We start from the raw sequence: 26,816 nt of genomic DNA, 5'->3' as shown, positions 1-26,816 counted from the left end.
CCCCCGACCCGGCGAAATCCTCCTGGCCATGCTCCGGTAACGGGGGTGTACGCGGAGCCGGCAGCGCCCGCCGACCCATCCATCGCCATAACGCGGTGTAGTTGGGAAACACCGCGGGGACTACTCTACTAATGCGTAGGAATACGGCGAATATTCGCCACGGCCCGGTTGGCTGGACGAGAACTTAACGACCCGGCGGACAGCTCCGTCATGGCCGGGGGAAACCTCCTGCCGGGCCCTGCGGCGGCGCGACCGGGCGCGGCCGGGCCGGCGGACGCGGAGGCCGGCGGGGGCCGACCAGGCGGGCATCGTCACAGCCGGTACACAAGGGCGGGTTGTCCCAAGACATTCGCGAGATCCTCCGGCCATCCTCGTACACTGGACACGCTGTGCGCGGGCCCCGCCCAACGTCGCCGGTGAACCAGGCGCAGCCTCCGCTCGTCACGTCGTTCACCGTGGCGACCAGTTCCGGGCGACGAAGGATTTCGGGGTCTCCGCCCACAGTCACGGCACACTGGGCGGACCCCTGCCCGGGTGAGGTAGGGAAGCCCGACGGCGGATCGTCCCCGTCAGGCCCGTGGACGACGGAGGCGCTGTGGTCGACGGAAGCAACCGACCGCAGGCTGAGGACGTCGACGACGTGACACTGACCGCCGCCGACGCGCGGAGCTCGTCGCCCCCCGCCGGCACCGCGGTCCTCGCCGAAACCGTCCTCGACCGCCGCTACCGTCTGCTTTCCGCGCTGACCAGCCGCGGGCCGGTCACCCTCTGGCGCGGCGACGACAACGTGCTCGCCCGACCGGTCGCGGTGCGCATCGTCGAGCACGGCCCGACGAACCCGGGCGACAACGGCGCCGCAGCCGCGGATCCGAACCAGGAGCAGGCCGCCCGGCGTCTGCTCGCCGCGGCCATCAACTCCGGCCGGCTCGTGCATCCGGGTGCCGCCTCCACCTACGACGCCACGACGACGACCACCGGATCACGGCGCATCTCCTACGTCGTCTCCGAGTGGGTCGACGGCAAGACCCTGCGCCAGCTCACGGCCCAGGGGGCGCTGCGCCCCGAGCAGGCCGGCGCCGTGGTGCTCGCCGCGGCCCGGGTCATCGCCGCGGCCCACGAGCGGGGCATCCATCACGGCGATCTCAACCCCGGCGACGTCATCGTCTCCAGCCACGGCACTGTGAAGATCATCGATCTGGAGATCGGCGGCGTGCTCGCGGAGCTGGAGCGCTCGGGGACGCCCGGGGAGCTCGACGGCCCCGACGCCGCCGGGAACGGCGATGACGCCGAGGCCACCAGGGTGGTGGGCGCGGGGGACGGCGCCGCCGCCGACCTGCGGGCGCTCGGCGGCCTGCTGTACGCGGGGCTCACCGGCCACTGGCCCCTCGGCGGGGACCGCGGTCTGCCCACCGCGCCGACCTCGGGCGGGCGGCTGCGTAGCCCCCGGCAGGTCACCTCGTCGGTGCCGCGCGACCTGGACGCCATCACCATGGCCACCCTCGGCGACGAGCGGGCGGGCGCGCCCATCACCACCGCGGCCGAGCTCGTCGAGGAGCTGGAGTCGATCAACCCGGTCGACGCGGTGCTCGACACCGGCCTGATGAGCCTGGGTGAGTACGCCGCCAGCACCGAGGCGATGGACGTCAACCGCCTCGATTCCACCGACTACGGGACCACCGCGGACTACGGGGCCAGCGCCGACTACGGGGCCACCGCCGACTATCCCGCCCCGGGCCGCTACGCCGACACCGGCGGCTACCCCGCCGGGGCCCAGGAGGGTCGCAACTCCCGGTACGGCCCGCAGGCAGGCGGCGCCGGTCGGGGCAGCGGCTTCGACACGCGTGGCGGCTACGACCGCGACCGCGACAATCGCGGGTACCCCGAGGGCCGCGCCGGCTATCCGCCGGCGGACCGTCGTCCGTCCGGCCCGGGGCGGGAACGCGGCCAGGAGAGGTCCTCGTGGGGCCGCATGGTGCCGTGGATCGCTCTCGTCGTCGTCGCCGTCGTCGCCGTGGTGGCGGTGATCGTGTCGCAGAGCGGCGGGCACGGGGGCGGCGCCTCGCCCACCGCGACCGCTCCGGCCCAGGCCCTTCCGAGCGGCACCGTCCTGAGGCCGGTCAGGGTCAACTCCTTCGATCCCCCCGCGGACAACGGCGACGGCAGTGAGAGGGACAGCGAGGTCGGGAACGTCATCGACGGCAACCCGTCCACGGTCTGGCACACCGAGGGCTACGCGACCGGCAACTTCGGTGGTCTGAAGTCAGGCGTCGGTCTGCAGCTGAACTTCGACAAGCCCATCAGCCCCACGTCGGTGACGGTGCAGGTGGCCGGCGGGCCGGTGTCGTTCGACCTGCGCAGCGCCGCCTCCCCGGCCGACTCGATCGAGGGCTACCAGACCGTGGTGTCCAAGGCCGGGGCCGTCGGCCCGGTCAGCCTGGCCATGCCCTCCGACCTGACCCCGGCCCAGTACTGGGTCCTATGGCTGACCTCACTGCCACGGATTTCCCCGACTCCCCCTGATGGCAAACCGTACCGCGGCGCTATAGCCGAGGTTACTTTCCGTTACTAACCTGGTTATAAGCGGGTCGAGGGCGGCGGCGCCCGACGCAGATGCTGGGAGATCTGCCCGGCTCACTGACAACTGCACGCGGACGAGTGGACGAGCGACCCCTTGCACCCCAAGGCTCCGCTCGCGCAGCGTGGCGATTCGCCGCCTTCTGAGGCCGACAGGTGAAGCAGTACTCGATCGCGAGAGCCCGGCTATCGATTCCACCCGCGCTACCCCATCCTCAGTGCCCTCGTCGGACGGGAATGTTGCAAGAGCGATCGAATCCCGCCCGGCGCCGAGGGGCCAAGCTTCAGACGTAGTTCCAGCGCGTAGGCGGTCGCCCCACCGTCGCCACCCCAAAGATCATCTGCTTCACCCGCAACATGCTGCCCAATGCCGGGACCAGATGAGGGTTTGCTGTGAACGTGCAGGTCAACACCTCTCTCGGGTAGCGTCCTCCGTGACACTCCCGTCACAGAGCCCAAAAGCCCTAGGCGCTTCCTGCGAGAGTGCGAACAGCGCCAAGTGCTTAATCTAACGAAAGCCGCAGCGGTTCTTAAGAGTTATGCGTCCATCTGACGGATGCAGTACGGATGATTGTCCGCTGGAGGGTCCGAAATGGGGCATCCCGGAAATAGGTGAGGGCCCTGGCCTGGCGCCAGGGCCCTCACCGTTGGTGTGGCGCTGTGGGTATCAGCGGCGCTTCCGGCAGAGCCGGCCGTAGTTCACGTCGAGCCTCTCGACCTCCGGGGCACAGACGGTGCCACGCAGCCCGTCCATCGCTTCGTCAGCGGCTCCACGGCTTCCAGATATCGTCACTAATCCCATTCACATCCGGCAACTCCCGACCAGGAAGAAATATAGCAATGATTACTTTTGTTATAATGAGTGCTACCAATGTTGAAACTCATTGCGCCCCAGATACCGCCGGTAGTCGTAGTGGAGCACCAGCCTCCATTGGGCGCTGTTCCGATACTCCCCGATGAGCCTAGATTCGACGACCCCTCAGAAGTTCCCGCTTTGACAAGCAGGCTACTTTTCCCGTTAGCGACAAGATTCGCACCACGAATTGCGAACGAACTACCATTCACCCAAAACTCAAGCCTTGCACCCCCGTACTCATAGGCATCTGCGCGGCTCCATCCGGACGCGGGAGGACTACCGCAGGGTCCGGCCGCGCTCGCCGCAGGGGCGAAGATCACAAATCCCGCACAAAGCGCGATGGAAGATACTACAGCCAAAAGGCTTTTTTTGAACCAGGATCGATTCCAATACTTAGACATACCGGTAGTATTTACCGTACGTTTCGGTATGGTTACCACCCATTCATGCAGAGAAGGGACCTTAGTCCCAGACGCGGCGGCTTGCCCCTCCCTCTGTGTCAGTCCCGGGTGAGACACCTTCGAGCTGCGCAGCGGGGATTCGCCGGCCAGCACGATCGCCGGTTACCGGGTTGTCGTGCCGGAGCGCAACCGAGGGGCTGGTGACCCTGCCCATGCCCTCGGACCTGACCCAGGCCCAGTACTGGGTGCTGTGGCCAACCTCCCTACCCCTCGACGACGACGGGCAGTACCGCGGATCGATCGCCGAGATAACCTTCCGGTCCTGACGGGGGAGTGCTGATGAGGCACAGGTGAGCGCCCCACGGAACCCGACCATCCGCACCCGACCGACCGACTAACCGACCGATCCACGGCACACCATCGCTGAACGTGACATCCGGCTCGGGGCCGACGACCTGCTCGGCCGGCCGCCCCGGCCGCTGCGCACGGCCTGGTGCTGGTCGACGTCCGGGCGCTGCGCCGCGCGGAGGTTCGCGCGGCTGCTCGACGTCCCTGCCGGCACGGTGAAAAGTCGCTATTAGGGGGGCGGGCGCACCTCACCCGGCACGTCGGTCACCTCCCGCTCGGGAACCCCGGAGCCCCGCCCACCGTCTCGGAAGAAGGACACCATTCGTCGTCCCGAAGCCCGACCCCAGCAGCGGCACGGTGAACCTGCCTACCCATGCCCTCCGACCTCACCCCCGCGCAGTACTGGGTCCTGTGGCTAACCTCTCTGCCGAAGGACAGTGACGGGCAGTATCGCGGTTCGATCGCGGAGATCACCTTCCGGTCCTGACCGAGAGCCGGTCCCGAAGGGGGAGGAGGTGAGAATCCCGATGCCTTCGGCGAGCTGTTCCGCCGGCACGCGGATCGGCTCCGGTTGGTCGCCCACGGCCCCCGACCGATCCGCATTCGACCGATCCGCGGAGCACCATCGCCGAGCATGACATGCGTCTCGGTGCCGCCGCGTGCTCGGCCGGCCCTCCCCGGCGCTGCGCACGGCCGTGGTGCTGGTCGGCGTCCAGAATCTGCCCCTCGCGGACGCTGCGAGGCTGCTCGACATCCCTGCCGGCACGGTGAAAAGTCGCTGTTCGCGGGGGCGGACGCACCTCGCCCCGCTCCTCGGAGACCTCCCGCCCGGGAACCCCGGAGCCCCGCCCACCGTCTCAGAAGGAGGACACCACGATGCGGCGGCCTCCGCGCAGCGGCCGCCCGACGCCCGCAGTCGGTCCGCCGGCCGTCGTCCCCACCATGCGGCCCCATTGGCGCCCGGACCTGCCGGAGGAGGTGATCAGCAATGGCGAACGACCCGATGGACGACCGTCACCGATCAGCGGAGACGCGCCCCGCATTCCCCCTCGGCCGCCGGTCCCGCGGGCTCGACCAGCATCCCGACGTGGAGCAGCTCGACGCCGTCGCCGGGGGCGAGACGGTCACCCGCTCGGCCCGGGACCACATCGAGGCCTGCCCGGCGTGCCGGGAGTCGATCGCCGCGCTGCGCAAGGTCCGCGCCGACCTGTCCCGGCTGGCCGCGATGACGATGCCGGGCGACGTCGCCGAGCGCATCCAGGCGGCGCTGGCCGCGCGGATGCCCCCCCACCCCCTCCCGTTGCACGATCCTCCCGCCCGCCCCGGTGCCGACGTGACCACCACCGACGCGCCCGCGCCACGCCCAGCCCCTGACGCGGGCCGCTCCCCCGCCGGCCCGACGACCTCGGCGCCGACCGGCGCTCCCCAGCCCGGCACCGTCCAGCCCAGCACCCCCCAGACCGGCGCGCCCCAGACCGGCACCGTCCACGGCGGCCTTTCCGGCGCGGACCGTACTGGTCATGCCTTGGCGGGCACCGCGGCCGACTCCGACAGCACGACCGACTCCGGCAGCGCGCGCACCCGGGGCGGTCGGCCCGTCGGCGACGCAGGCGGTAGCGGGCGCGGCATCCGCCCCGTCCGGGGTGCGGCGCGGACCGGCCCCGGCCGGCGGCCGGCCGCCCGCCCCGAGCGGCGACCAGCGCCGGGCGCGGCGGCGGCCCCGCGGCGGGACTGGGTGTCGATCGCGGCGGTCTGCGCGGCGTTCGTCACCTTCGGTGCCGCCATCCTCGCCTTCTACGGTCTTCGGGTGGTGGAGGCCAACCATCCGGTCGCGGCGTCGAGCGTCACGCAGGGCCGGAATTCGGCCGGCGCCGCCGCGGCCGCCGGAGCCGGGTCGGCCAGGCTGACCATGATGGCGGACTCGCGGACGACCGTCGCCCCTGCCGATGTCGGCCAGCACGGCAGGGAGCTGCTCACGGGCCAGATCGCGGGCTCGGTGGCGCTGCCCCTGCCGCTGACCGGACCGATGGGGGACACCACCGAGGCGGTGGCCGTGGCGACGGCGCCGTCGACGGGCGCCGTGCCGTTCCAGGGGGTCGCCCCGGCCGCCGCGCGGCATCCCACCTCCGTCGTGGCGGCACCGCCGGCCATAGCCGGCAAACGACTGCGCGCCCTGCTGGACACCCCGGATCTGCGCTCCTGCTACCAGAGCCTCATCGCCCAGTCGGGCGGCGAGATCCTCGCGGTCGATCGCATCCGGTACGACGGCCAGTCGGCGCTGCTGGTCGTGCTGTCCATCCCCATGCAACCCGCGGCGGCGCGGGTGCTCGTCGTCGACGCGCACTGCGGCGTCGTCAGCGTCTCCGCCGCACTGTGGTACAGCGCGACCACGCTGCGCAGGTAGCGTGACCAGCGACACCGATGGTCACCGGTTGCTCGGCACCGGCGGGCACGGGATGGAATCAGACGCCCTCGAAGACCGTTGTCGCTCTCGGACACCGTCTTCACGGATCAGACCTACGACCAGCGATCCCGACGCATCACCGAGGCCGATGGGCACCGGCGGGGTCCACCCCGGCTGACGGGGAATCGCGCAGCGTGAAAGGAGCGGGTGTGACAGCCCAGCAGCAGGTCCAGGACGTCACCGGGCACGGTGATCGGCCGGCAGACGACGTGCGCGATGTCATCATCGTCGGCTCGGGGCCGGCGGGCTACACGGCCGCCATCTACACCGCCCGGGCCAACCTGCGGCCACTCGTCTTCGAGGGTGCGGTCGCCTCCGGCGGCGCGCTCATGAACACCACCGAGGTCGAGAACTTCCCCGGCTTCCCCGAGGGCGTGCAGGGCCCGGAGCTGATGGAGAAGCTGCGCCAGCAGGCGGAGCGGTTCGGCGCCGAGCTGGTCGCCGACGACGTGACCGAGCTCGACCTCGCCGCCAACCCGAAGATCGTCAGGGTCGAGGACCAGACGTTCCGCGCCCGCACGGTCATCGTCGCCACCGGCTCGGCCTACCGCATGCTCGGCGTCGCGCACGAGGAGCGGCTGCTCGGGCGCGGGGTGTCGGCGTGCGCGACCTGTGACGGCTTCTTCTTCCGCGACCACGACATCGCCGTCGTCGGCGGCGGCGACTCGGCGATGGAGGAAGCGACGTTCCTGACCCGGTTCGCCCGGTCGGTCACAGTGATCCACCGGCGGGACAAGCTGCGGGCCAGCGCGATCATGCAGGAGCGGGCCTTCTCCAACGAGAAGATCCGGTTCCGGTGGAACGCCGACGTCGTCGAACTCCTCGGCGACGACAAGCTCGGCGGCGTCCGACTGCGCGACACGGTCACCGGTGAGACGGAGGAGCTCGACGTCACCGGCTTGTTCGTCGCGATCGGCCACGATCCGCGGACCGAGCTGGTCCGCGTCCAGCTCGAGCTGGACGACGCTGGTTACGTCAAGGTCGCACATCCCACCACCAAGACGAACCTCGACGGCGTGTTCGCCTGCGGCGACGTGGTCGACCACACCTACCGCCAGGCCATCACCGCCGCCGGCACCGGGTGCGCCGCCGCCCTCGACGCGGAGCGCTTCATCGCCGCCGGAGAGGGTCCCGGCGAGACGACCACCGAGGCCCCGCGGGTCTCCACCCCGGCGCCGCAGCCGGCCTGACGCCGCCCCACGTATCGACCATCCATCCCACCACCACATCCAGCAGGGAGAACAGCAATGGCAGGAACCACCCCCGTCACCGACAGCACCTTCACCGCCGAGGTCCTCCAGAGCGACGTACCGGTCCTCGTGGACTTCTGGGCCGAGTGGTGCGGCCCGTGCAAGATGGTCGGACCGGTCCTCGAGGAGATCGCCAAGGAGCACGGCGAGAAGCTGCGGATCGTCAAGCTGAACATCGACGAGAACCCGGAGACGGCGCGGAACTACCAGATCATGTCGATCCCGACCATGGCGGTCTTCGTCAAGGGCGAGGTGGACAAGAGCATCGTCGGCGCGAAGCCGAAGGCCGCCCTGCTGCGCGACCTCTCGCCGTACATCTGATCGTTTCCTGACAACCGACCTCCTCGACGGCCACGCGGCGCGCCCACCCCTGACGGGTGGGTGCCCGGCGGCCCGCCGCCGACGGCCCGCCGCGCGTTCCTGCCGGCGGGCCGTCCGCGTGTCCGGGGGACCGGACCGCCCGCGCATCCCCGTCGCCCGCGCATCCCCGTCGCCAACACACCCCCGTCGCCAACACACCCCCGTCGCCACCGCACGCCCGCCCGCCACGCCATCCGCCGGACAGCCGTCGCCGGGTGCGACATGTGCCCGGCGGGGGGCCAGCGACGGGAATCGGGATGTCACAACACAGCGTGGACAGGTTGGTCACGCTGGGTCAATGATGGAGGATCCCCTTCGCGGCCGGTCGGGACCACGTGGGCATGCCCTAGGCTTGAGATTCAGCAATCGGCAGTCGGGAATCAGTTCGTCGACGCGGCGGCCGCGACCACCGGGTTCCGCCGGGGAACACGTTGGGGGCAGGCAAGCTGAAAGGTACACGTTCGTGAAGCTGTTGCGGCTGGGAGACCAAGGTTCCGCCGTCGCCGAGGTTCGGGCGGCCCTGACCTATCTCGGTTTTCTTCCCGCGACCCCCCGGCAGAGCGGAGAACGGGGCGAAGCGGTACCGCCCGCGGCACATCCCGGGGAGTCGAGAGGGGCCGAGCTTCCTCCGGCGGCCGCCGAGCCGGCCGCCACGGATGGCGCGCACAGCCCGGCTGTGGGGCCGGCCGGCGGCGCGGGCGGTGCCGCGGCCGCTCCCCCTGACCGGTTCGATCGCGACCTCGACAATGCGCTGCGGGCCTTCCAGCAGAGTCGTGGCCTGTCCGTCGACGGGATACTCGGTCCGGATACGGCGCGGGCGCTCGAGGAGGCCCGCCACAATCTCGGCGACAGGTTGCTCTATTTCAGCGCCGCGCACCCCTTTGTCGGAGATGACGTGGCCGCGTTGCAGGAGCGCCTGTTCAACATGGGCTTCGACATCGGCCGGACCGATGGCATCTTCGGTCCGCGGACCGAGAGCGCGGTGCGCGACTTCCAGCGCAACCGTGGCCTGGATCCCGACGGTCGCTGCGGCCCGCGGACGCTACGGGAGCTCAAGCGGCTGCGCCGCACCGTGACCGGTGGTCGTCCCGATGTGCTGCGCGAATCCGTCCGTCTACTCGCCCGCGGCACCTCGCTGCTCGGGGTGGTCGTCGCCCTCGATCCCGGGCACGGCGGCGACGACCTCGGCATCGTCAGCGGCGGCCTGTGCGAGCGGGACCTCATGGCCGATCTCGCCGCCCGGCTCACCACCCGCCTGCTCGACTCGGGCCTGGAATCCCACCTCATCCATGGCCCGGACGAGTCGCCGAGCGAGGAGGAGCGCGCCGCCCGTGCGAACGAGCTGGAGGCCGACCTCCTGATCTCGCTGCACACGGAGGGAAGCACCTCCCGTCACGCGCAGGGGGTATCGGCCTACTACTACGGCAACGCCCGCGGCTCCTCGGCCGTCGGCGAGCGTTTCGCCCAGCTTGTCCAGCGCGAGATCGTCTCCCGCTCCGACATGCTGGACTGTCGCACCCACCCGAAGGTCTGGGACCTGCTCCGCCGGACCCGGATGCCGACGGTCCGGCTCGACCTCGGCTACCTGACCAACGATCACGATGCACGTGCGCTCGGCTCGACCGACTTCCGCGCCGCGGTCGCCGAGGCGGTCCTCGCAGCAACGCAGCGGCTGTTTCTCCCGCCGGAGATGGACGCCCCGACGGGACAGCTTCATGTCCCGCGGCTCGCCGGTCGCGCGTGACAGGTCCGCCGGCCCCCGTCGACGGGACGGAGAGGCTGGCCCGCTGGTCCGCAGCCGTGCGGCCCGGGGCGCGAGAGAGGTTTCACGTGAAACGGGCGCGGTGCGTCGGGGGTGGATCCGCGCCGGTCGGCCTAGGCTGATGCCAAAACGGCCGCCGTCCACGCAACCGGTGCGGACGGCGGCCCGGTGGCCGACCGCGGGAGTGCCCTTTCGATGAGCCGTCGCATCGCGAACATCACCCTGGACAACATCGACGACATGCCGCTGCCCTGCCGCCGCTGCGTGTTCTGGGAGCTCGATCCGGTCGCGCGCAGCCGCGCGGAGGAGACCGGAGCCACCGACCTGGAGAAGGAGGCCTGGCTCTCCGCGGCGCTACTCGAATGGGGAAGCTGCGGGAAGATCGTTTACGTCGACGACATCCCGGCCGGCTTCGTCATGTTCGCGCCGCCCGCGTACGTCCCCCGCTCGGTCGCCTTCCCCACCAGCCCGGTGTCGCCGGACGCGGTCCTGCTGATGACGGCGCTCATCGTGGAGGAGTTCGCGGGCCAGGGCCTCGGCCGCATCCTCATCCAGTCCGTCACCAAGGAGATCCTGCGGCGGGGGTTCAAGGCGGTGGAGGCGTTTGGTGACCTGCAGAACTCGGGCACCCGGTGCGTGGTGCCCGCCGAATACCTGCTGGCCGTCGGCTTCAAGACGGTGCGACCCCATCACCGGTGGCCCCGGCTGCGTCTGGAGGTGAAGAACACGGTGAGCTGGCGCGAGGACGTCGAGGTCGCACTGGAACGACTGCTCGGCTCGATGACGCCGGAGGGCGTGCTCCGCAAGGTCGGTCAGGCCGGCAACCCCGCCTGACCGCCGCCGGGACGCCGCGCCCCCGCGTCCCTTACCGGCGGCCACTGCTCCGTCGGGAACCATCCCTCGGTCTGGCGGCTCCACCACCCCTGCCGACCCGGCCCCGCAACGTTGGCGGGCCGGCAACGACGCGCTCTCGGCCGGCCGGCCCAGCCATGCCGGCCCAGCCCAGCATGTGGCCAGGCCCCAGCCCAGCCCGGCCAGCCAGCCAGGCCAGCCCAGCCCAGCCCAGCCATGGTGGACCTCATCCACGACGGACAACCCGATCCCCTCGGACCCGGCGGCACCGACCGGCTCGCGAGTCGGCGCGGACGCCGCCGCCAGTCGTCGTGCCGAGGACGCGACGACGCCGATGCGGCCGGGAGGGCTAACGCGTCGAAGCGGCGTCCGGCGCGGTCGCGGGGGACATCACCGCGACGATCCGCTCCAGGTCCTCCAGCGAGCCGAACTCAACCGTGATCTTTCCCTTGTTGCGGCCCATGTCGACCTTCACCCGCGTCTCGAAACGGTCCGAAAGCTGGTCGGCGAGTCGAGACAGGGTGGGTGGGGTCGAGCGGGGGCCGCGCGGGGCGCGCTTGCGCGGCGTGTCCTCGTCCAGCGCGTTGATCTCCTCGACCGCCCGGACGGACAGCCCCTCCGCGACGATACGGGCGGCGAGCCGGTCCTGGGCCTCGGGATCCCGCAGCGAGAGCAGCGCCCGCGCATGCCCCGCCGAGAGCACCCCGGCCGCCACCCGCCGCTGCACCGCGGGCGACAGCCCGAGCAGGCGGATGGTGTTGGTGATGTGCGGGCGGGACCGGCCCAGCCGGCCGGCCAGCTCCTCGTGGGTCGCCCCGAAGTCCTTGAGGAGCTGCTCATAGGCCGCCGCCTCCTCCAGCGGATTGAGCTGCTGGCGGTGCAGGTTCTCCAGCAGTGCGTCGCGCAGCATGGCGTCGTCGGCGGTCTCCCGCACGATCGCCGGGATGCGGGTCAGCCCGGCGAGCTGGGCCGCCCGCCAACGCCGTTCCCCCATCACGAGCTCGTACTGCTCCGGCCCCACCTGGCGGACCACGACCGGCTGGAGCAGGCCGACCTCCCGCAGGCTCGCGGCCAGCTCCTCCAGCGCGTCCTCGTCGAAGTGCGCCCGAGGTTGGCGCGGATTCGGGACGATCGACCCGATCTCGAGCTCGCGAAAGGTCGCGCCCTTGACGGGCAACGGACCGGTGTTCTCGCCGCCCCGCAGGCCGAAGGCGGTCAGGTGGCCACCGCCGTCGAGACGGCCGGCGGCGTCGGCCGCGAGACGATCGACGTCGGAGCCCTCCACGGGCGCAGGACCGACGGGGATGAGCGCCCCGAGTCCACGCCCCAGACCGCTGCGGCGCGCGCTCACCTGACCGCACCGTTCGGCTCGAAGCCCCGCTCGGCGAGCTCACGGGCCGCGGCCAGGTAGGACAGGGAGCCACGGGAGGTCGGGTCGTAGGTCAGCGCCGACTGCCCGTAGCTCGGGGCCTCCGCGAGCCGGACGTTCCGGGGGATCGTCGTGCCCAGCACTCGGTCCCCGAAGTGCTCCTTGACCTCGTGCACGACCTGATCGGCCAGCCTGGTGCGCGAGTCGTACATGGTGAGCAGAATCGTCGACAGGCGCAGATCCTGGTTGAGGTGGGCCTGGACGAGCTCCACGTTGCGCAACAGCATGCCGAGTCCCTCCAGCGCGTAGTACTCGCACTGGATCGGAATGAGCAGCTCCCGCGCCGCCACCAGCGCATTGACGGTCAGCAGGCCGAGCGACGGGGGGCAGTCGATGAGGACGTAGTCGACCTCCCGCTGCATGCTCTGGATGGCCCGATGCAGGCGGTTCTCCCGAGCCACGAGCGAGACGAGCTCGATCTCGGCGCCGGCCAGGTCGATCGTCGCCGGGGCGCAGAACAGTGCGGGCGCCTCGGCCGAGGCGACGATGACCTCGTCGAGCGGGCGGTCACCGAGCAGCACTTCGTAGATGGAGGGGACGCCGGAGTGGTGGTCGATGCCGAGCGCCGTCGACGCGTTTCCCTGCGGATCGAGATCGATCACCAGGACGCGGATGCCGTGCGACGCCAGGGCGGCGGCCAGGTTGACCGTCGTCGTCGTCTTGCCCACGCCACCCTTCTGATTGGCCACCGAGATGATGCGCCGCCGAGTGGGACGGGGGAATGGTTGTCGTCGTTCTGCCGCCAAGGCTTCCACTGCTGCTGCCGCCGCCGCTCCGATCGGGGTCGACCGGTCGAGCGGGTCCAGTGGGGGAATGACGGAGTCGTCGCCCCGATATCCCCCACCCACGGATCCACCTCGGCCCGTCGACGCTGTTTCACGTGGAACGAGACTGCCCACGCGTCGGCTGGTCACGATCGACCTCCCGTGATCGTCGTGAGTCCCGCGCCGTTCGTCTGACCTGTCTGCCATCGTGCCGCTCACCGTCGCCGCGCCCTTTCCTGCCTTCGGCCCGGGAGAGCTGGGATGACCGCACGGCTCGGAGGACCCGGGTGGGTTCGTCCACCCGTCCCTCTCCGCACACCACGACATCCACGGGATGCCACCCCTGGGTTCCGAGACTGCCGCGCGCGTCCTGCAACTCCTCCAGGATCCGCGAACCGCGCATCGCCAGCATGACACCACCCGGTTGCAGCATCGGAAGGAGGATTACGCCCAGCCGCTCGAGCGGGGCGACCGCGCGTGCGACGGCTACCCCGAATCTACGACCCTCCGGGCCGATTCCGGCATCCGGCGCGCGGCCACGCAGGACGGAAACCTGCTCCTCCAGTCCCACGGCAGCCACAACCTCCTGAAGAAAGCGGCAGCGTCGTTCCATCGGTTCGAGCAACACGACCCGCACGTCCGGGCGGGCCAGGGCGAGGGGGATTCCCGGCAGGCCGGCGCCGCTGCCCACGTCAACGGCGTCGGCACCCTCGGGAACGACCTCGGCGAGGACCCCGCAGTTGAGCACGTGCCGCTCCCACAGCCGGTCGGTCTCCCGCGGACCGATCAGCCCGCGTTCCACTCCCGCGGTCGCCAGCAGCGCGGTGAAGCGCTCCGCCGCCGCGAGCCGCGGGCCGAACAGCTCGGCCGCGGCCGCCGGCGTCGGCGGCGGGGGACCCGCCGGACGCGCCGGACGCGCGGGATCGGAGTCGGTCATCGCACACCCGCCCGGGCCAGTCCGGTGGTGCCATCCCCCACGTCCCCGCCATCCCTGCCGTCTCCGACGGCGGCGCCGACGACGTGTGGGCGAGGCCGGTCGGCTCCCCTCCGGGGCAGCGGGTCGGGTGGTCCGCCGCCGGGCACCGGGAGCCGGGGGAGACAGGACGAGAGGGGTAGAGGATCGCGCACCCGACAAGCATCCCCGCTGCGCCCGGCTGGGCATGCGCCGCGTGCCGTCAGATCCCGTCAGCCCGCGTCAGCCGCCGCTTCGGGGCCGGGTCCACCGGGGTCGAGGCCACCGAGGGCAGCCGCTCGTCAGTGTCCTTCCGGTGTTCGGTGACGGGGGTGAAGTCAGACCGCGCCCGCCTCGCCGCCGGACGGCCCACCGGCACCGCCCCGCGAGGAGGTCTGTATAGGAGCGGAGCCACGTGGGTTCTTCTGCAGGGACAAATGGGATGCCGAACCCCAGAAGGACCCGGTTAGGAGCTCTCCCACGCACGCCGCCCACGCACGAGCCGTCGCCCGGTTCGCGCCCCGTCTCAGCCACACCGCCAGACGTCACGAAACGTGACAGCAGGATGGGAAGGGGACTTCTGCGGCGCTGCACTGGAGTCGAGGCCGCCGCGGGGCGGGTCAGTGGAAGGCGACGATGAGCCGCCGGGGTGTCGGGGCGCCTGGGGCGCAGCGGTCGTAGCGGGTCAGCACGCCGGTCAGCCGGAAGTTCCAGTCCTGGGTCGCACACCAGCCGGCCCGGTGCAGCGGCGCGAGCTGACCGGCCAGGCCCGTCCGCTCGATGTCGAAGACGAAGACGAGCAGATGCCCGGGCGGGACGGGGCGGCGCGCAAGCTGGCGCAGCAGAGCGGGCTCGGCGCCACCGAAGAAGACGGTGTCCCGCCGGGCGATCCGGGCGGGCGCACCGACCCCGCCGGTCGCGGGCGCCTGGGCTTCTGTCGCCGGTCCCGCGGGCCGGTGGCCGCCGGCGACGCTCATTCCGCCGGCCGCGGAACCGCCGGCGGCGACGCGACGCGGCGCGGGCACCGCCACCACCGAGCCGACGGTGGACGCCTTACTCGCGGACGCCTCGCCGCCGGACCTCTCACCGGCGGAGTCGGAGTCGGACTCGGAGGCGACCGTGCCGCCGGCGCCGCCCCGCCGCGGGCGCCCGTCCCCGGCGGGGACGGGCTGGAGATCGGTGGGCTCGCGCGGCCCGTCGTCGCTGGCCTCCATCGCATAGAGCCAGCCCGGTCGGGCGAGGCGGCCGCCGACCGCGACGACGTCACCCGCCCGGGCCACCCGTCGGGTGACGACGGCCGCGTCGACCATCAGGTCCAGGCCGCGCAGGCGATCCCGGTGCTCCCACAGCGGCCGACTGCCCGACAGGGACGTCTGCAGGAGCAGCACGCCGCAGCCAGTGATCGCGACGATCGCCGCGAGGGGAAGTGCCACCGCGGCGCGGGCCAGGCCGACCCGCGCGTCTGCGAGCCCCGGCACCTGTGCCGGGCCGGCCGGCGCCGGCGGCGGGGATGCCTCGACGGCCGGGACCGGCGCCCCGGGAAGGGCGAAGGGGCCGTCGCTTTCTGTTACCAATTCCACCGAAGAAGCCGAAAGTGATCGGGCAATCACTGACCCCGGAAGGGCAAGGGTAGGGAGCGCACCCTCGGAGCGCCCAGCGGCCCGCTGGGACCCACCACGGAGCAGGCGGTCGCGCATCGCCGACAGGAGGGACCGAATCACCCGCTCGGCACCCACCACCACCACCACCACAAGCAGCGGCACCACGTACAGGTTGGTCCGGGTCGGTCCGAACGGCCAGTACCGGGCGGCGCTCGCGCCGAGCATCATCAGCTCCGCGCCGCCGAGTGCGGCAAGCAGAGCCCGGCCCTGCCGGCGGCGGGCCAGCGTCACGATGCCGGTCCCCCCGGCCACGGCGATCGCGATCGCGATCAGGGCGGCCGGTGCGGAGCCCAACGGCCCCGTGGGCACCGTGCCGTGGATGAGGCTCGGGTCGAAGCGGTCGATCCCCGGCGGCGAGCCGGTGACGGTGACGCGGACCTGATCGGCGACGAACCGCAGTGCCGCCCACGGCCCGCGGCCCGCGAGGAACTGGCGATCCCAGTAGTCGCCGTCGCGCTGGCTGGACTGGTGGGCGACGAAGCCGACGGTATGCACGGTGCTGAGGGCGAGCGCGGGCAGGCACTCGACCAGCCGCCACCGACGCGCCGGGCCACGCCACAGGTCGACCGCCGCCAGCGGGAGCACCACGAAGATCCCGGGAACGGCGACGAGCGCCAGCACACCCGCCGCCGTCCGCCGGACCAGGCGGCCACGGTCAGGCCCTCGCGGGGCCCCGGCGACCGGGACCTCGTCGGGCGGCCCGAACGGGTCCGCGGTCCAGACGACGACGATGCACACCGCGGCGAGCGCCTCGACCGTGTACGGCTTGAGCTGGGTGGCCAGATCCAGAAACGTCGTGTTGAGGCACAGCCAGCAGGCGGCGACCACCGCCGACGCCGTCCCGGCGAACCGGCGGGTGAGCACGACGATCGCGGCCCCGAGCAGGGGCAGCGCGACGAAGCCGGGCAGACGCAGCGACCAGGAGTGCCAGCCGAACGCCTCGCCCGCGAGCCGGGTGATCCCGAGCCAGCCGAGCGCGGACGGGGTGTTGGCGACCGTCAGTTCCGACCAGAACGACGACAGCGGCTCGCTGACGAAGTGCGCCCGCCAGATCTCGTCGTACCAGAGGGGTCTGGTCAGGTAGGCATGCAGCAGACACAGGACGGCGGCCAGGCCGAGCGCCACCGCGCCGGCCGCCACCACCGTGGACCGCCCAGGCCTGCGACGGCCCGCAGGCGGCACGGCATCCCCCGATCACCAGCGACGCTTACCGCCGCGCTTCCAGCCCGAATCTAGCGCCCGGCACCGGCCCCACCGCGGGGGTGGTCGTTGTGCCCACCCGGCGAGGTCCGCGCGCAACGCGCCGAATCAGCCGCCCGAGTGCCGGTCGCGCGGGGGTCGGGTCAGCCGAGCAGGATGACGACCCGCCGGCTGGGCTCCTCGCCCTCGGACTCGCTGTGGACGCCGTCGATCTCGGCGATGGCGTCGTGGACGACCTTCCGCTCGAAGGGGGTCATCGGAACGAGCGTCTCGGGCTTGCCGCGTTCGATCGCCTGCTCCGCCGCCGCGGTCGCGATCTTGCGGAGCTCGACCCGACGCCGCGCCCGGTGACCGCCGACGTCGAGCATGAGGCGGCTACGGGTCCCGGTCTTCTGCAGGACGGCGAGCCTGGTCAGCTCCTGCAGCGCCTCGAGCGTCTCGCCACCGGTCCCGATCAGCTTGTCGAGCTTCTCCCCGACCACCGCGACGACGGCCCGGCCGCCCTCGACATCGAGATCGAGGTCGCCGTCCATGTCGACGATGTCCAGCAGGCCCTCGATGTAGTCGGCGGCGATCTCCCCCTCCTGTTCGAGGTCGACGAGTCGCCGCTCCTGCGGGCTGAGCCCGGCCTCCTCCGGGGAGCCTTGCTCGTCGGAGACTCCAGCTCCATCCACAGCCAGGTCAGGTGCCGAACCGGTCATCAGCGCTTCTCCAGGGGAACAGGGGGCGGCGGAGCAGAGATTACGGGATGCCCCCGCATGGTGACGAAATCAGGGGGACCGGCGAGGTCGCCCGCCGGTCGGGGAGGGGTTCCCCGGGTCAACGCCGCCCGCCGGGCCGCTTGCCCTTGCCTCGCCGCTTGGCGGGACGGGAACCACCGACCTGGCGGCGGACACCGGCGGGAACCGGGGCGGGGCGGTTCGCCGCGCCGTCGCCCGTCGCGGGTACGGCTGCCGGCTCGGCGCCACTACCTGCGGCCGGCGGGGTACCCGTGCCCGGCGAGCTCTTCCGGCCGCCCGACGAGGCCTTTCCACCCGCAGTCTTCCCACCCGCGGTCGTGGAACGCGCCGCTGCGGGGGCGTCTTCGGCTCCTCCGACCACACCCGCGACCGGCGGTGCGGGCGGCGAGGTCTTCGCCGTCCCGGTGGCCCGTGCCGCCGACGCGCCGTTGCGGGACCGGGTCCCGGGCGGGGCCGACGACGAGCCTCGCCCGGCCTTCGCCGCCCCGCTCTTGCCCCCGGCGCCCTTCGCCGCGGTCGAACCGCCGCCCGCCGCGGCCACCGCCCCGGCGCCGGAGTCGCCGCTCTTGGTCAGGCTCGGCCCGCTCACAGCCGCCGGCCGCGCGCGGTTCTTGGACTTGGCACCGGCTCGCACGCCGGGCGCCGGCCGGGCCGGGGTGGGCGCTCCGTCGGCACCGGCACCGGCACCGGCACCGGCGCGGGCACCGGGGAGCCGGCCACCGGCGGCGAGCGGGCGGACCGGCGGCATCCGCTTGATCACGAAGAACTGCTGACCCATGCTCCACAGGTTGGTCGTCAGCCAGTAGAGCAGCACGGCGATCGGGAACCGGAAACCGAAGATCGCGAGCATCAGCGGGGAGCCGTAGAGCAGGACCTTCTGGACGATCGCCTGCTGCGGATCCACCGGCCCGGTGCGGGCCATGATCTGCCGCTGGGTCATGAAGGTGGTCAGACCCATCAGCACGATCAGCACGACCGCGAGGATCTTGACGTGGGTGCTGTTCACCCCGAGGAAGTGCACGAAGTCGCTGTCGGAACCGAACTCGCTGGCGAGCGAGATTCCGAAGACCTTCGCCGAGGCGATCTGCTCGACCTGATCCGCGGACAGCCCCACCCGGGGCCGCCAGACGAGGGCGCCGTTCGGGCCCTCGTTCATCGGGGCCAGGTGGGTGAACACGTGGAACAGCGAGATGAACAGGGGGATCTGGAGCAGAATCGGCAGGCAGCCGAGAAGCGGGTTGCCGTGCTCCTTCTGCAGCGCCATGATCTCTTGCTGCATGCGGGGCTTGTCGTGCCCGTACTTCTCCCGGATCTCCTTGATCCGGGGCTGCATCATCTGCATCGTCCGCTGCGACTTCACCTGCTTGACGAACAGCGGGAAGATCAGAACACGAACGGCGATGACGAGCAGGACGACCGAGAAGGCCCAGGCGAAGAAGCTGTCGGCGCCGAAGATCGGCGCGAACCCCTTGTGGAAGAAGACGATCGCGTTCGCCGCGAGATGGTAAAGGGGATTCAACAACGTTCAGACTCCTCACGCCCACGGTCCGCGACCGGAACCGACGATCTCGGCCCGCGTCCCCTCGGCCGGAGACGGAAAGCCATGCCTGTGGGCCGGCGCGACGGCACCGGTGGTCCGGGCGCGACCGCGCGGTTACCACGCCCGGAGACGGTCGACACCCCTCTGGGCTTGCGAACGACTCTCGGCCCCGCGCTGGTTCCCGAATCCGCACTCGTTCCCGGCCGCGCCCCGGTTTCCGGTGGCCCGTCGGACGGCGGGGGCCGGTCGATGGGCTCGCCGGGGACCGGGTCGTACCCGCCGGCCGACAGCGGCTGGCAGCGCAGCAGCCGGCCGACGGCCAGCGCCCCACCACGCATGCCGCCATGGCGGCGAACCGCCGTCAGCGCGTAGGCGCTGCACGACGGCTCGAACCGGCACATGCCTGCGTTGCGGCCCGACCAGCCGGCCCGGTAGAGCCGCACGAGCCCGGCGAATACCCAGGCCAGAGGACCGCGGACCGCGCCGTCGGCCGTGCGGGCCACGGTCGGCAGGCGCCTGCGGGCCAGCCCGGAGGCCAGGACGAGATCGACGACGACGGCCACCGCCAGCGCCACGAGCAGGAACATCCCGACGGTCATCGGCCACTTCCCACCACGAGTCGCGAGGATCGGGCCGGCTGCGCACGTGCGTCATCGCCCCGAGCGTCCGAGCCTGCGCGGGTACGCAGCGCCCGCGCGAGCGCGTCGTCGAGGGCCTGACCGAGCCGCTCGGAGCTGGCCGAGGCCGCTTCCGGCAGGGCGCGGACCACGAGCATCGTCCCCGGGGGCAGCCGGTCCAACCGGGCCCGCACCTGCTCTCGCAGGCGGCGGCGCACCCGGTTGCGCACCACGGCATTGCCGACCCGGCGACCGACGACGAAACCCGCGCGCGGCGACTCCCCGCTGGTTGTCCACAAGCTGTGGACAACCAGCGGACCGGACCGGGTCCGCCGGCCCGCAGTCCCCACGCGGGCATGCTCGCCCCGGGTCCGCACGCGGGAAACCTCGGGAAGCATGTCAGCCGGGGTACAGCAGGAACCCGCCGTCAGGCGGAGAGCTCGCTGCGGCCCTTGCGACGGCGGGCAGAGACGATGGAACGACCAGCGCGGGTCCGCATGCGCAGCCGGAACCCGTGCGTGCGGGCCCGCCGGCGGTTGTTCGGCTGGAAGGTGCGCTTACTCACGTGAAGACTCCGTCTGCAAGATGGACGCGGGCGGTGATCTCCGCCGCCGAGGGGTGGGCCCCACACGGCCCGCGCAAGCGCATCCCACGACAAACGAAGCGGTCTAACACCGCGGTTCGACCTAGCGTACACATGCCGGTGCCGCGGATGACCCGCCGACCGCACCCGTCCGCCGTCACGTCAAGCCCGGCCCGCCCGACCCGGACCGCGCCCGGACCGCAGCCGCGGCCCGCACTGCGACCGGGGCCCGGGCCGGTCACCCCGAAGCCACCGCGGCCCCGACCGCGGCCCACCGCGGCCGGGGCCGGCCATCGACGTGACTGCTTGTAAGCAAATGCCACACGAGCGGGTCCGCCGACTCTGGTGATCTGCCCGCGGTGCCGGGGCAGGACATTCCCGTCCGGCCCCGGCACGGCGGTGCGGGCGGCGCCTTACGATCCTTGGACGACATCCCGCGCACGCGGGTGCCGGACGGTGCCGGGCAGACCCGCGTTCGGGGGGCACCGCCGGCCGGGTGCACTCTGGCCTGTGGAAAACGCCTGTGGAGAGGGCGATCGGCGGGGGGCCGGGGCAGGTCCGGATGACGGCCCGGAGTAGGGCGCCGTACCGGGAGTGAGCCGATGCCGCCACGCCGGAGGCCCTGCCGTGTCCATGCACAGGTTGTGGACGACGATGTGGAGAACCATCGGGACGAGGCGTCCCGGTCGCGGCCGGACCGGGACCACATCAGCATCCGCGACGTACCCCCCACTCATGGGGCCAGCACCGCCCGCAAACCGTACCGAACTGCCCGAGGAGCCCCCGTGTCCAACCCCCGCGCCGACTCCGTCGCCGGTCTACCTTTCGGGGAGGAACCCGCGGGCGACCCGGACCTGGCCGCGGTCTGGAGCCAGGCCGTCGCCGGGGTCGCCGACGGCACGCTGTCCGCGCAGCAGCGTGCGTGGCTGCGGCTGACCCGCCCGCTCGGCCTCGTGCAGGACACGGCCCTGCTCGCCGCCCCCAACGAGTTCACCAAGGAGCTTCTCGACTCGCGGCTGCGGCCGTTCCTGTCCACAGCGTTGTCCACAGCGTATGGACGGGAGATCCGGGTCGCGGTCACCGTCGAGCACCTGCCCGACCCGGAGCCGATGAGCGGTCCGATCAGGATCGTCCGGCCGGGGGAGGGCGACGGCGGCGCGCAGCGGGAGGCAGGCGGCTCCCGCGGACGCGGGCCGGGCGGCGCGGCAGCCACGGACACCGGCCGGCGAGCGGGAGATGCCGGCGCGCCGGTGAACGGCGAGCTGCCCTTCCCCGACTCTGCCGAGGGCACCCCGCCGGTGCGGGTGGGCGCGGGGCTCGGCCGCGACGCCGCGCCGCTGGAGACCGAGCCGGCGCAGGCCCGGCTGAACCCGCGCTACGTCTTCGAGACCTTCGTGATCGGGGACAGCAACCGGTTTCCCCACGCGGCCGCGGTGGCGGTCGCCGAGGCGCCGGCGAAGGCGTACAACCCGTTGTTCATCTACGGGGACTCCGGGCTCGGCAAGACCCACCTGCTGCACGCGATCGGCCACTACGCGCTGAAGCTGTACCCGAACACCCGGGTCAAGTACGTGAGCTCGGAGGAGTTCACCAACGACTTCATCAACTCGATCCGGGACGACCGCCAGCAGGCCTTCCAGCGCCGCTACCGGGACATCGACGTCCTGCTCGTGGACGACATCCAGTTCCTGGAGAACAAGGAGCGGACGCAGGAGGAGTTCTTCCACACGTTCAACGTCCTGCACGACGGCGAGAAGCAGATCGTCATCAGCTCCGACCGGTCGCCCAAGCAGCTCTCGGCGCTGGAGGACCGGCTGCGCAGCCGGTTCGAGTGGGGCCTGATGACCGACATCACCCCGCCGGACCTCGAGACCCGCATCGCGATCCTGTCGAAGAAGGCCGCCACCGAGCGCCTGCCCGTGCCGCCCGACGTCCTCGAGTACATCGCCACGCACATCGAGCGCAACATCCGCGAGCTGGAGGGGGCGCTGATCCGGGTCGCGGCGTTCGCGAGCCTGAACAAGTCCCACGTCGACCGCACACTCGCCGAGATCGTGCTGCGGGACCTGATCCCGGACGCCGGCAACCCGGACATCACCGCAGCCGCAATCATGAACGCGACCGCGGCGTACTTCGGTGTCTCCATGGACGACCTGTGCGGCACCTCCCGCAGCCGGGTGCTCGTGACGGCCCGGCAGATCGCCATGTACCTGTGCCGCGAACTGACCGACCTGTCGCTGCCCAAGATCGGCCAGCACTTCGGTGGCCGCGACCACACGACGGTCATGCACGCCGACCGCAAGATCCGCGGTCTGATGGCCGAACGGCGCGCGATCTACAACCAGGTCACCGAACTGACCAACCGCATCCGGGTCCAGGCCCGCCAACCCTGACTCGGGCAGGGCACCTCCGACCGCAGCAGGCAGGCGGACACCGGTCCCTGATCCCCGGACTGCGCGGGAGTGGGCCGCGCTCGGGCCCTGCGGGCCGGACAGCGCGGCCGCCGGCCGATTGGCTGCCGGCACGCACGCGTCGAGGTGGCCGGGATGCACGTCGCCCGGTCGGGGGACCCCCGGGGCGGCGGGTCGCAGCGTGTGGACGGCCGTCGCGGCGGTGGACACCACGAAGCGTCCCGTAGCACACCCGGCCGGCGGCCTCGAGCCCACGGGGTGGTTCCACCCACAGCTTGTGGAAAACCTTGTGGACAGCCTGGGGGCGGATCGGTGGAAGAAGACGTGGACAGCCTGTGGATAACTCGGGGAAGGCCTGTGGAGGGACAAAGTGGTCCCTGGGGACGACCGCTCGACGTGTGGATATCCACTGCGCAAACCCACAGCTCCACCCACAGGTTTTGCACCGGCTCTTCAGGCCTCTGACCTGCGAAAACGGAGGTTATCCCCAGCATCCACAGCCCCTACTACCACCACGAACTTCAATTTTTTCTAGAAAGATCAAAAGCTTGAAGTACTAGGGGGTGTGGACAACTTTTCGCGATCTTGAACGAGCGCGATCTGTGCCACTCCGTGGGCTCCGGGTGAGCGTTCGTGGTGGGGCCCACCGCCCGCCGAGGCCGCCTGGCACTCTGGGATGCTGATCGGTGTTCCCGACGGGCTGACTCCGAACACCGGAGGGGACGAAGGAGGGCTAACCATGAAGTTCCGGGTGGAACGGGACGAATTCACCGAAGCGGTCGCCTGGACCGCCCGCACGCTGCCGAGCCGGCCGACCACGCAGTTGCAGGTGCTGTCGGGCCTCCTTCTCGACGCCACCGGGCCGATGCTCAAGGTCGCCGCCTACGACTACGAGGTGGCCGCGCAGGGCACGGTGCACGCGACGGTGTCGGAGGAGGGCCGCGCCCTCGTCAACGGCAAGCTGCTCGCGGAGATCACCCGGGCGCTGCCGGCCGCACCGGTCGACCTCGGCATCGACGGCACCCGACTCGTGATCACCTGTGGAAACGCCCGGTTCGCGCTGCCGATGCTGCCGGTGGACGACTACCCGGCGCTGCCGGCCATGCCCCCCGTCACCGGCCACATCGAGGGATCGGCCTTCGCGGCCGCGGTCGCGCAGGTGGCGATCGCCGCCGGGCGCGACGACACCCTCCCGGTACTCACCGGCGTCCGTATCGAGATCGAAGGCGACACCCTCACCCTCGCCGCGACCGACCGCTACCGGCTCGCCGTGCGCTCGCTGAAGTGGCGTCCGGACGACTCTGCCGGCGAGGCGGACGCCGCGGCCCCCGTCACGGTGGCACTCGTCCCCGCCCGGACGCTGCTGGACACGGCCAAGTCGCTGTCCGGGTCGGGAGTGGAGGTCTCGATCGCGCTGGGGACGGGCCCGTCCGGGGAGACGCTCGCCGGCTTCGCGGGTTCCACCCGGCAGACGACCACCCGGCTGCTCGAGGGCCAGTTCCCGCCGTTTCGCAAGCTGCTTCCGGACAGCTCCCCGCTGATCGCCCAGCTCGAGATCGCGCCGTTGCAGGAGGCGGTCAAGCGCGTGGCCCTGGTGGCGGCGAAGACCGCTCCGGTGCAGTTGTCGTTCTCCCCGGACCATCTCGTCCTGGAGGCCGGCACCGGCGGCGAGGCGCAGGCGACGGAGACGCTGCCGGTGACCTACGACGGCCCGGAGCTCTCGGTGGCGTTCAACCCGTCCTACCTGCTCGACGCGCTCGGCGCGCTGGAGTCCGACATCGTGCGGATCGGCTTCGCCAGCGCCGAGGACCCGGCGGTCGCCGCGAACAAGCCGGCGATCCTCACCGGCAAGGCCGACGACGACGGCGAGGTGCCCGACTACCGGTACCTGCTGATGCCGATCCGCCTGCACGGGTGACGTGCACCTCACCCATCTGTCCCTCGTCGACTTCCGGTCCTACCCGTCCCTGGATCTCAGCCTTGGCCCGGGAGTGGTCACGCTGGTCGGCCGTAACGGTCAGGGGAAGACGAACCTGATCGAGGCGATCGGGTACGTCGCGACGCTGGCCAGCCACCGGGTCTCCGCGGACGCCCCCCTGGTCCGCCAGGGCGCGTCGCACGCCGTGGTGCGGGCCAGGATCGTGCGCGGCGACCGGGCGGCCCTGGTGGAGCTCGAGATCGTGCCGGGGCGGGCGAACCGGGCCCGGCTTAACCGGGCGCCGGTCCCCCGGCCCCGCGACGTCCTCGGGCTGCTGTGCACGGTCCTGTTCGCCCCGGAGGACCTCGCCCTGGTGAAGGGGGACCCGGCGGGACGCCGGCAGTTCCTCGACGAGCTGCTTGTCGCCCGCACCCCGCGGATGGCCGCGGTGCTCGCCGACTACGACCGGGTGCTCAAGCAGCGCTCGACCCTGCTGCGCACGGCCGGGGCGGCCCGACGGGCCGGCGGCAAGGGTGACCTGCGCACCCTGGATGTCTGGGACGGCTACCTGGCCAGCTACGGCGCCGAGCTGCTCACGGCCCGCCTCGCCCTCGTCGAGGCGCTGCGTCCGGGGGTGGCCGGGGCCTACGCCGCGGTGGCCGGCGCGCAGGCCGCGATCGGGTTCGAGTACCGGGCCAGCGTGCCGCAGCCGGCGCCGGACCTGGTCCGCCCCGACCGCGAGCAGTGGGAGGAGGCGATCCGGGCCGAGCTGGTGGCCGCCCGCCCGCGGGAGATCGAACGCGGGCTGACTCTTGTCGGACCGCACCGCGACGACCTGCTGCTGACCGTCGACGGGCTGCCGGCGCGCGGCTACGCCAGCCACGGCGAGTCCTGGTCGCTCGCCCTGGCCCTGCGGCTCGCCTCGTTCGAGCTGTTGCGGGCCGACGACCGCGAGCCCGTCCTGCTCCTCGACGACGTCTTCGCCGAGCTGGACGTCCAGCGCCGGTCCCGACTCGCCGAACTCGTCGCCCCCGCGGAGCAGGTGCTGGTCACAGCCGCCGTCGAGGCCGATGTGCCGGCCGAGCTGACCGGCACCCGCTACGTCGTCGCCGCGGGAGAGGTGCTCCGTGCCCCCTGAACCCGACGACCATCAGCCCGACCCGACCCGGACCCCGAGCCCTGCCCGGACCCCGAGCCCTGCCCCGGCGGCGGATGGCGGGCGCGGCGCCGACCTGGCCCGGGAGATCCTCGCCCAGGCAAAGCGGGACGCCCGCGAGCGGGCCCGGGGACGTCGCGGCGGGTCACCCCGCACCGACGGCTCCTGGTCCGGCTCCCCCGCCGGCGGCCCCGTTCCGGACGGGGGAGCCGGCGCCGGGGGTGGCCCCGGCGGCGACCCCGCGGCCGCGGACCGCGCCGGGCGGCGGCCCCGGTCCGGCGAGGACGACGACCAGGTGCCCCAGCGCCCGCGGTTGCCGGGCATCGCCGCCCCCGGCCGGGATTGGCGCGACCCGGTCTCCTTCGGTACCGCGATCAGTCGGCTGCTCGCCGCGCGCGGCTGGAAGGCACAGGCCGACGACGCCGGCGTGCTCGCCCGGTGGGACGTCATCGTCGGCCCGGACATCGCCGACCACTGCACTCCGGTCTCGCTGCGCGACGGCGATCTCGAACTTGTCGCCGAGTCGACGGCCTGGGCGACCCAGCTACGGATGCTGTCCCGCCAGATCCTCGCCATCCTGCACCGGGAGCTCGGTCCGCAGGTCGTCCGGCGGATCACGGTGCGCGGCCCGACGGCGCCGTCGTGGCGGCACGGGCCGATCCGCACCGCCGGCCGCGGCCCGCGCGACACCTACGGCTGAGTTCGCCGGCCGGTCACGGCAAGGCCGGTCACGGCAGGCCGGTCACGGCAGGCCGGCTACAGCAGCCGGCTGGGGAAGGCCGGTCACGGCGGCCCGCCCGGGACGGCCGCGGGCTCGCCGGGTGTCCCGCCGGAAGAGAGACGGACAGACCGGGGGAGCGATCCAGTGCTCACCGTTCGCGACGGTCCGCCCGGGCGGTGGGGGTGGTCTGGACGTCGCCGGGGCGCGCAACACGAGGCGATCATGTGGGCGAAGATTGATCGTCGCGTCGGGTGACC

20 protein-coding genes and 1 pseudogene are annotated in these 26,816 nt (G+C 72.1%); 12 read left to right on the top strand and 9 right to left on the bottom strand.

Features of this window, described 5'->3' with window-relative positions; translation table 11 throughout:
* Positions 1–595 precede the first annotated feature (595 nt).
* From AC5R91_RS20010 to AC5R91_RS19975, 8 genes and pseudogenes are all read left to right on the top strand, one after another.
* Entirely contained in the window at positions 596–2,569 is a 1,974-nt protein-coding gene (locus tag AC5R91_RS20010) for a protein kinase family protein (protein WP_495392858.1), read from the top strand.
* Between the two features lie 1,462 nt (positions 2,570–4,031).
* Positions 4,032–4,157 carry a hypothetical protein gene (locus tag AC5R91_RS20005; RefSeq protein ID WP_495392857.1) on the top strand — a complete coding sequence of 42 codons (126 nt, stop codon included), beginning with the start codon at positions 4,032–4,034 and terminating at the stop codon, positions 4,155–4,157.
* 681 nt (positions 4,158–4,838) lie between these two features.
* A pseudogene (locus AC5R91_RS20000) lies at positions 4,839–4,922 on the top strand (RNA polymerase sigma factor SigM); the annotation flags it as partial.
* Positions 4,923–5,167: 245 nt separating this feature from the next.
* Positions 5,168–6,583 carry an RsmA family anti-sigma factor gene (locus AC5R91_RS19995; protein ID WP_495392856.1) on the top strand — a complete coding sequence of 472 codons (1,416 nt, stop codon included), beginning with the start codon at positions 5,168–5,170 and terminating at the stop codon, positions 6,581–6,583.
* A 209-nt stretch (positions 6,584–6,792) separates the two neighbouring features.
* Complete coding sequence (gene trxB, locus AC5R91_RS19990; RefSeq protein WP_495392855.1) at positions 6,793–7,833, top strand: thioredoxin-disulfide reductase; 1,041 nt, start codon at positions 6,793–6,795, stop codon at positions 7,831–7,833.
* Between the two features lie 57 nt (positions 7,834–7,890).
* The gene (trxA, locus tag AC5R91_RS19985) at positions 7,891–8,214 is read left to right on the top strand and encodes a thioredoxin (RefSeq protein WP_044885652.1); all 324 of its coding nucleotides are present in this window, start codon (positions 7,891–7,893) and stop codon (positions 8,212–8,214) included.
* A 502-nt stretch (positions 8,215–8,716) separates the two neighbouring features.
* Positions 8,717–9,997 (top strand): N-acetylmuramoyl-L-alanine amidase, encoded by a 1,281-nt coding sequence (locus tag AC5R91_RS19980; RefSeq protein ID WP_495392854.1) that lies wholly within the window; start codon positions 8,717–8,719, stop codon positions 9,995–9,997.
* A 213-nt stretch (positions 9,998–10,210) separates the two neighbouring features.
* Positions 10,211–10,849, top strand: a complete 639-nt coding sequence (locus AC5R91_RS19975) for a GNAT family N-acetyltransferase (RefSeq protein WP_495392853.1) — start codon at positions 10,211–10,213, stop codon at positions 10,847–10,849.
* Positions 10,850–11,216: 367 nt separating this feature from the next.
* Here AC5R91_RS19975 and AC5R91_RS19970 read toward each other — a convergent pair whose 3' ends face one another.
* The 9 genes from AC5R91_RS19970 to rpmH form a co-directional block, all read right to left on the bottom strand.
* The gene (locus tag AC5R91_RS19970) at positions 11,217–12,218 is read right to left on the bottom strand and encodes a ParB/RepB/Spo0J family partition protein (protein WP_495392852.1); all 1,002 of its coding nucleotides are present in this window, start codon (positions 12,216–12,218) and stop codon (positions 11,217–11,219) included.
* Entirely contained in the window at positions 12,215–12,964 is a 750-nt protein-coding gene (locus AC5R91_RS19965; RefSeq protein WP_011607912.1) for a ParA family protein, read from the bottom strand. The genes AC5R91_RS19970 and AC5R91_RS19965 overlap by 4 nt, the downstream gene beginning before the upstream one ends.
* A 208-nt stretch (positions 12,965–13,172) precedes the next feature.
* A complete protein-coding gene (gene rsmG, locus AC5R91_RS19960; protein WP_495392851.1) occupies positions 13,173–13,997 on the bottom strand; it encodes a 16S rRNA (guanine(527)-N(7))-methyltransferase RsmG in 825 nt (274 codons plus the stop codon).
* 635 nt (positions 13,998–14,632) lie between these two features.
* Positions 14,633–16,855: a glycosyltransferase family protein gene (locus AC5R91_RS19955; protein ID WP_495392850.1), complete on the bottom strand. Its 2,223-nt coding sequence runs from the start codon at positions 16,853–16,855 to the stop codon at positions 14,633–14,635.
* Positions 16,856–17,016: 161 nt separating this feature from the next.
* Complete coding sequence (locus AC5R91_RS19950) at positions 17,017–17,574, bottom strand: Jag family protein (RefSeq protein ID WP_495392849.1); 558 nt, start codon at positions 17,572–17,574, stop codon at positions 17,017–17,019.
* 118 nt (positions 17,575–17,692) lie between these two features.
* Entirely contained in the window at positions 17,693–19,135 is a 1,443-nt protein-coding gene (yidC, locus tag AC5R91_RS19945; RefSeq protein WP_495392848.1) for a membrane protein insertase YidC, read from the bottom strand.
* Complete coding sequence (gene yidD, locus AC5R91_RS19940; RefSeq protein WP_495392847.1) at positions 19,129–19,752, bottom strand: membrane protein insertion efficiency factor YidD; 624 nt, start codon at positions 19,750–19,752, stop codon at positions 19,129–19,131. The genes yidC and yidD overlap by 7 nt, the downstream gene beginning before the upstream one ends.
* Positions 19,749–20,168, bottom strand: coding sequence for a ribonuclease P protein component (gene rnpA, locus AC5R91_RS19935; RefSeq protein ID WP_495392846.1), 420 nt, complete (start codon positions 20,166–20,168; stop codon positions 19,749–19,751). The genes yidD and rnpA overlap by 4 nt, the downstream gene beginning before the upstream one ends.
* A 29-nt stretch (positions 20,169–20,197) precedes the next feature.
* Positions 20,198–20,335, bottom strand: a complete 138-nt coding sequence (gene rpmH, locus AC5R91_RS19930; RefSeq protein WP_009741462.1) for a 50S ribosomal protein L34 — start codon at positions 20,333–20,335, stop codon at positions 20,198–20,200.
* Positions 20,336–21,138: 803 nt separating this feature from the next.
* Here rpmH and dnaA point away from each other — a divergent pair.
* The 4 genes from dnaA (at position 21,139) to AC5R91_RS19910 (ending at position 26,538) form a co-directional block, all read left to right on the top strand.
* On the top strand, positions 21,139–22,746 hold the full coding sequence (dnaA, locus tag AC5R91_RS19925) for a chromosomal replication initiator protein DnaA (RefSeq protein WP_495392845.1): 1,608 nt from the start codon (positions 21,139–21,141) through the stop codon (positions 22,744–22,746).
* 757 nt (positions 22,747–23,503) lie between these two features.
* Complete coding sequence (dnaN, locus tag AC5R91_RS19920; RefSeq protein ID WP_495392844.1) at positions 23,504–24,682, top strand: DNA polymerase III subunit beta; 1,179 nt, start codon at positions 23,504–23,506, stop codon at positions 24,680–24,682.
* Position 24,683: 1 nt separating this feature from the next.
* Complete coding sequence (gene recF, locus AC5R91_RS19915) at positions 24,684–25,820, top strand: DNA replication/repair protein RecF (protein ID WP_495392843.1); 1,137 nt, start codon at positions 24,684–24,686, stop codon at positions 25,818–25,820.
* Positions 25,810–26,538 carry a DciA family protein gene (locus AC5R91_RS19910; RefSeq protein WP_495392842.1) on the top strand — a complete coding sequence of 243 codons (729 nt, stop codon included), beginning with the start codon at positions 25,810–25,812 and terminating at the stop codon, positions 26,536–26,538. Before recF ends, AC5R91_RS19910 begins: the two co-directional genes overlap by 11 nt.
* The last annotated feature ends 278 nt before the right edge of the window (positions 26,539–26,816 follow it).

It is taken from the genome of Frankia sp. BMG5.60 (assembly GCF_059428125.1).
Note: the sequence above shows the minus strand (reverse complement) of the source record. Positions and strands in the feature narration are given on the sequence as shown.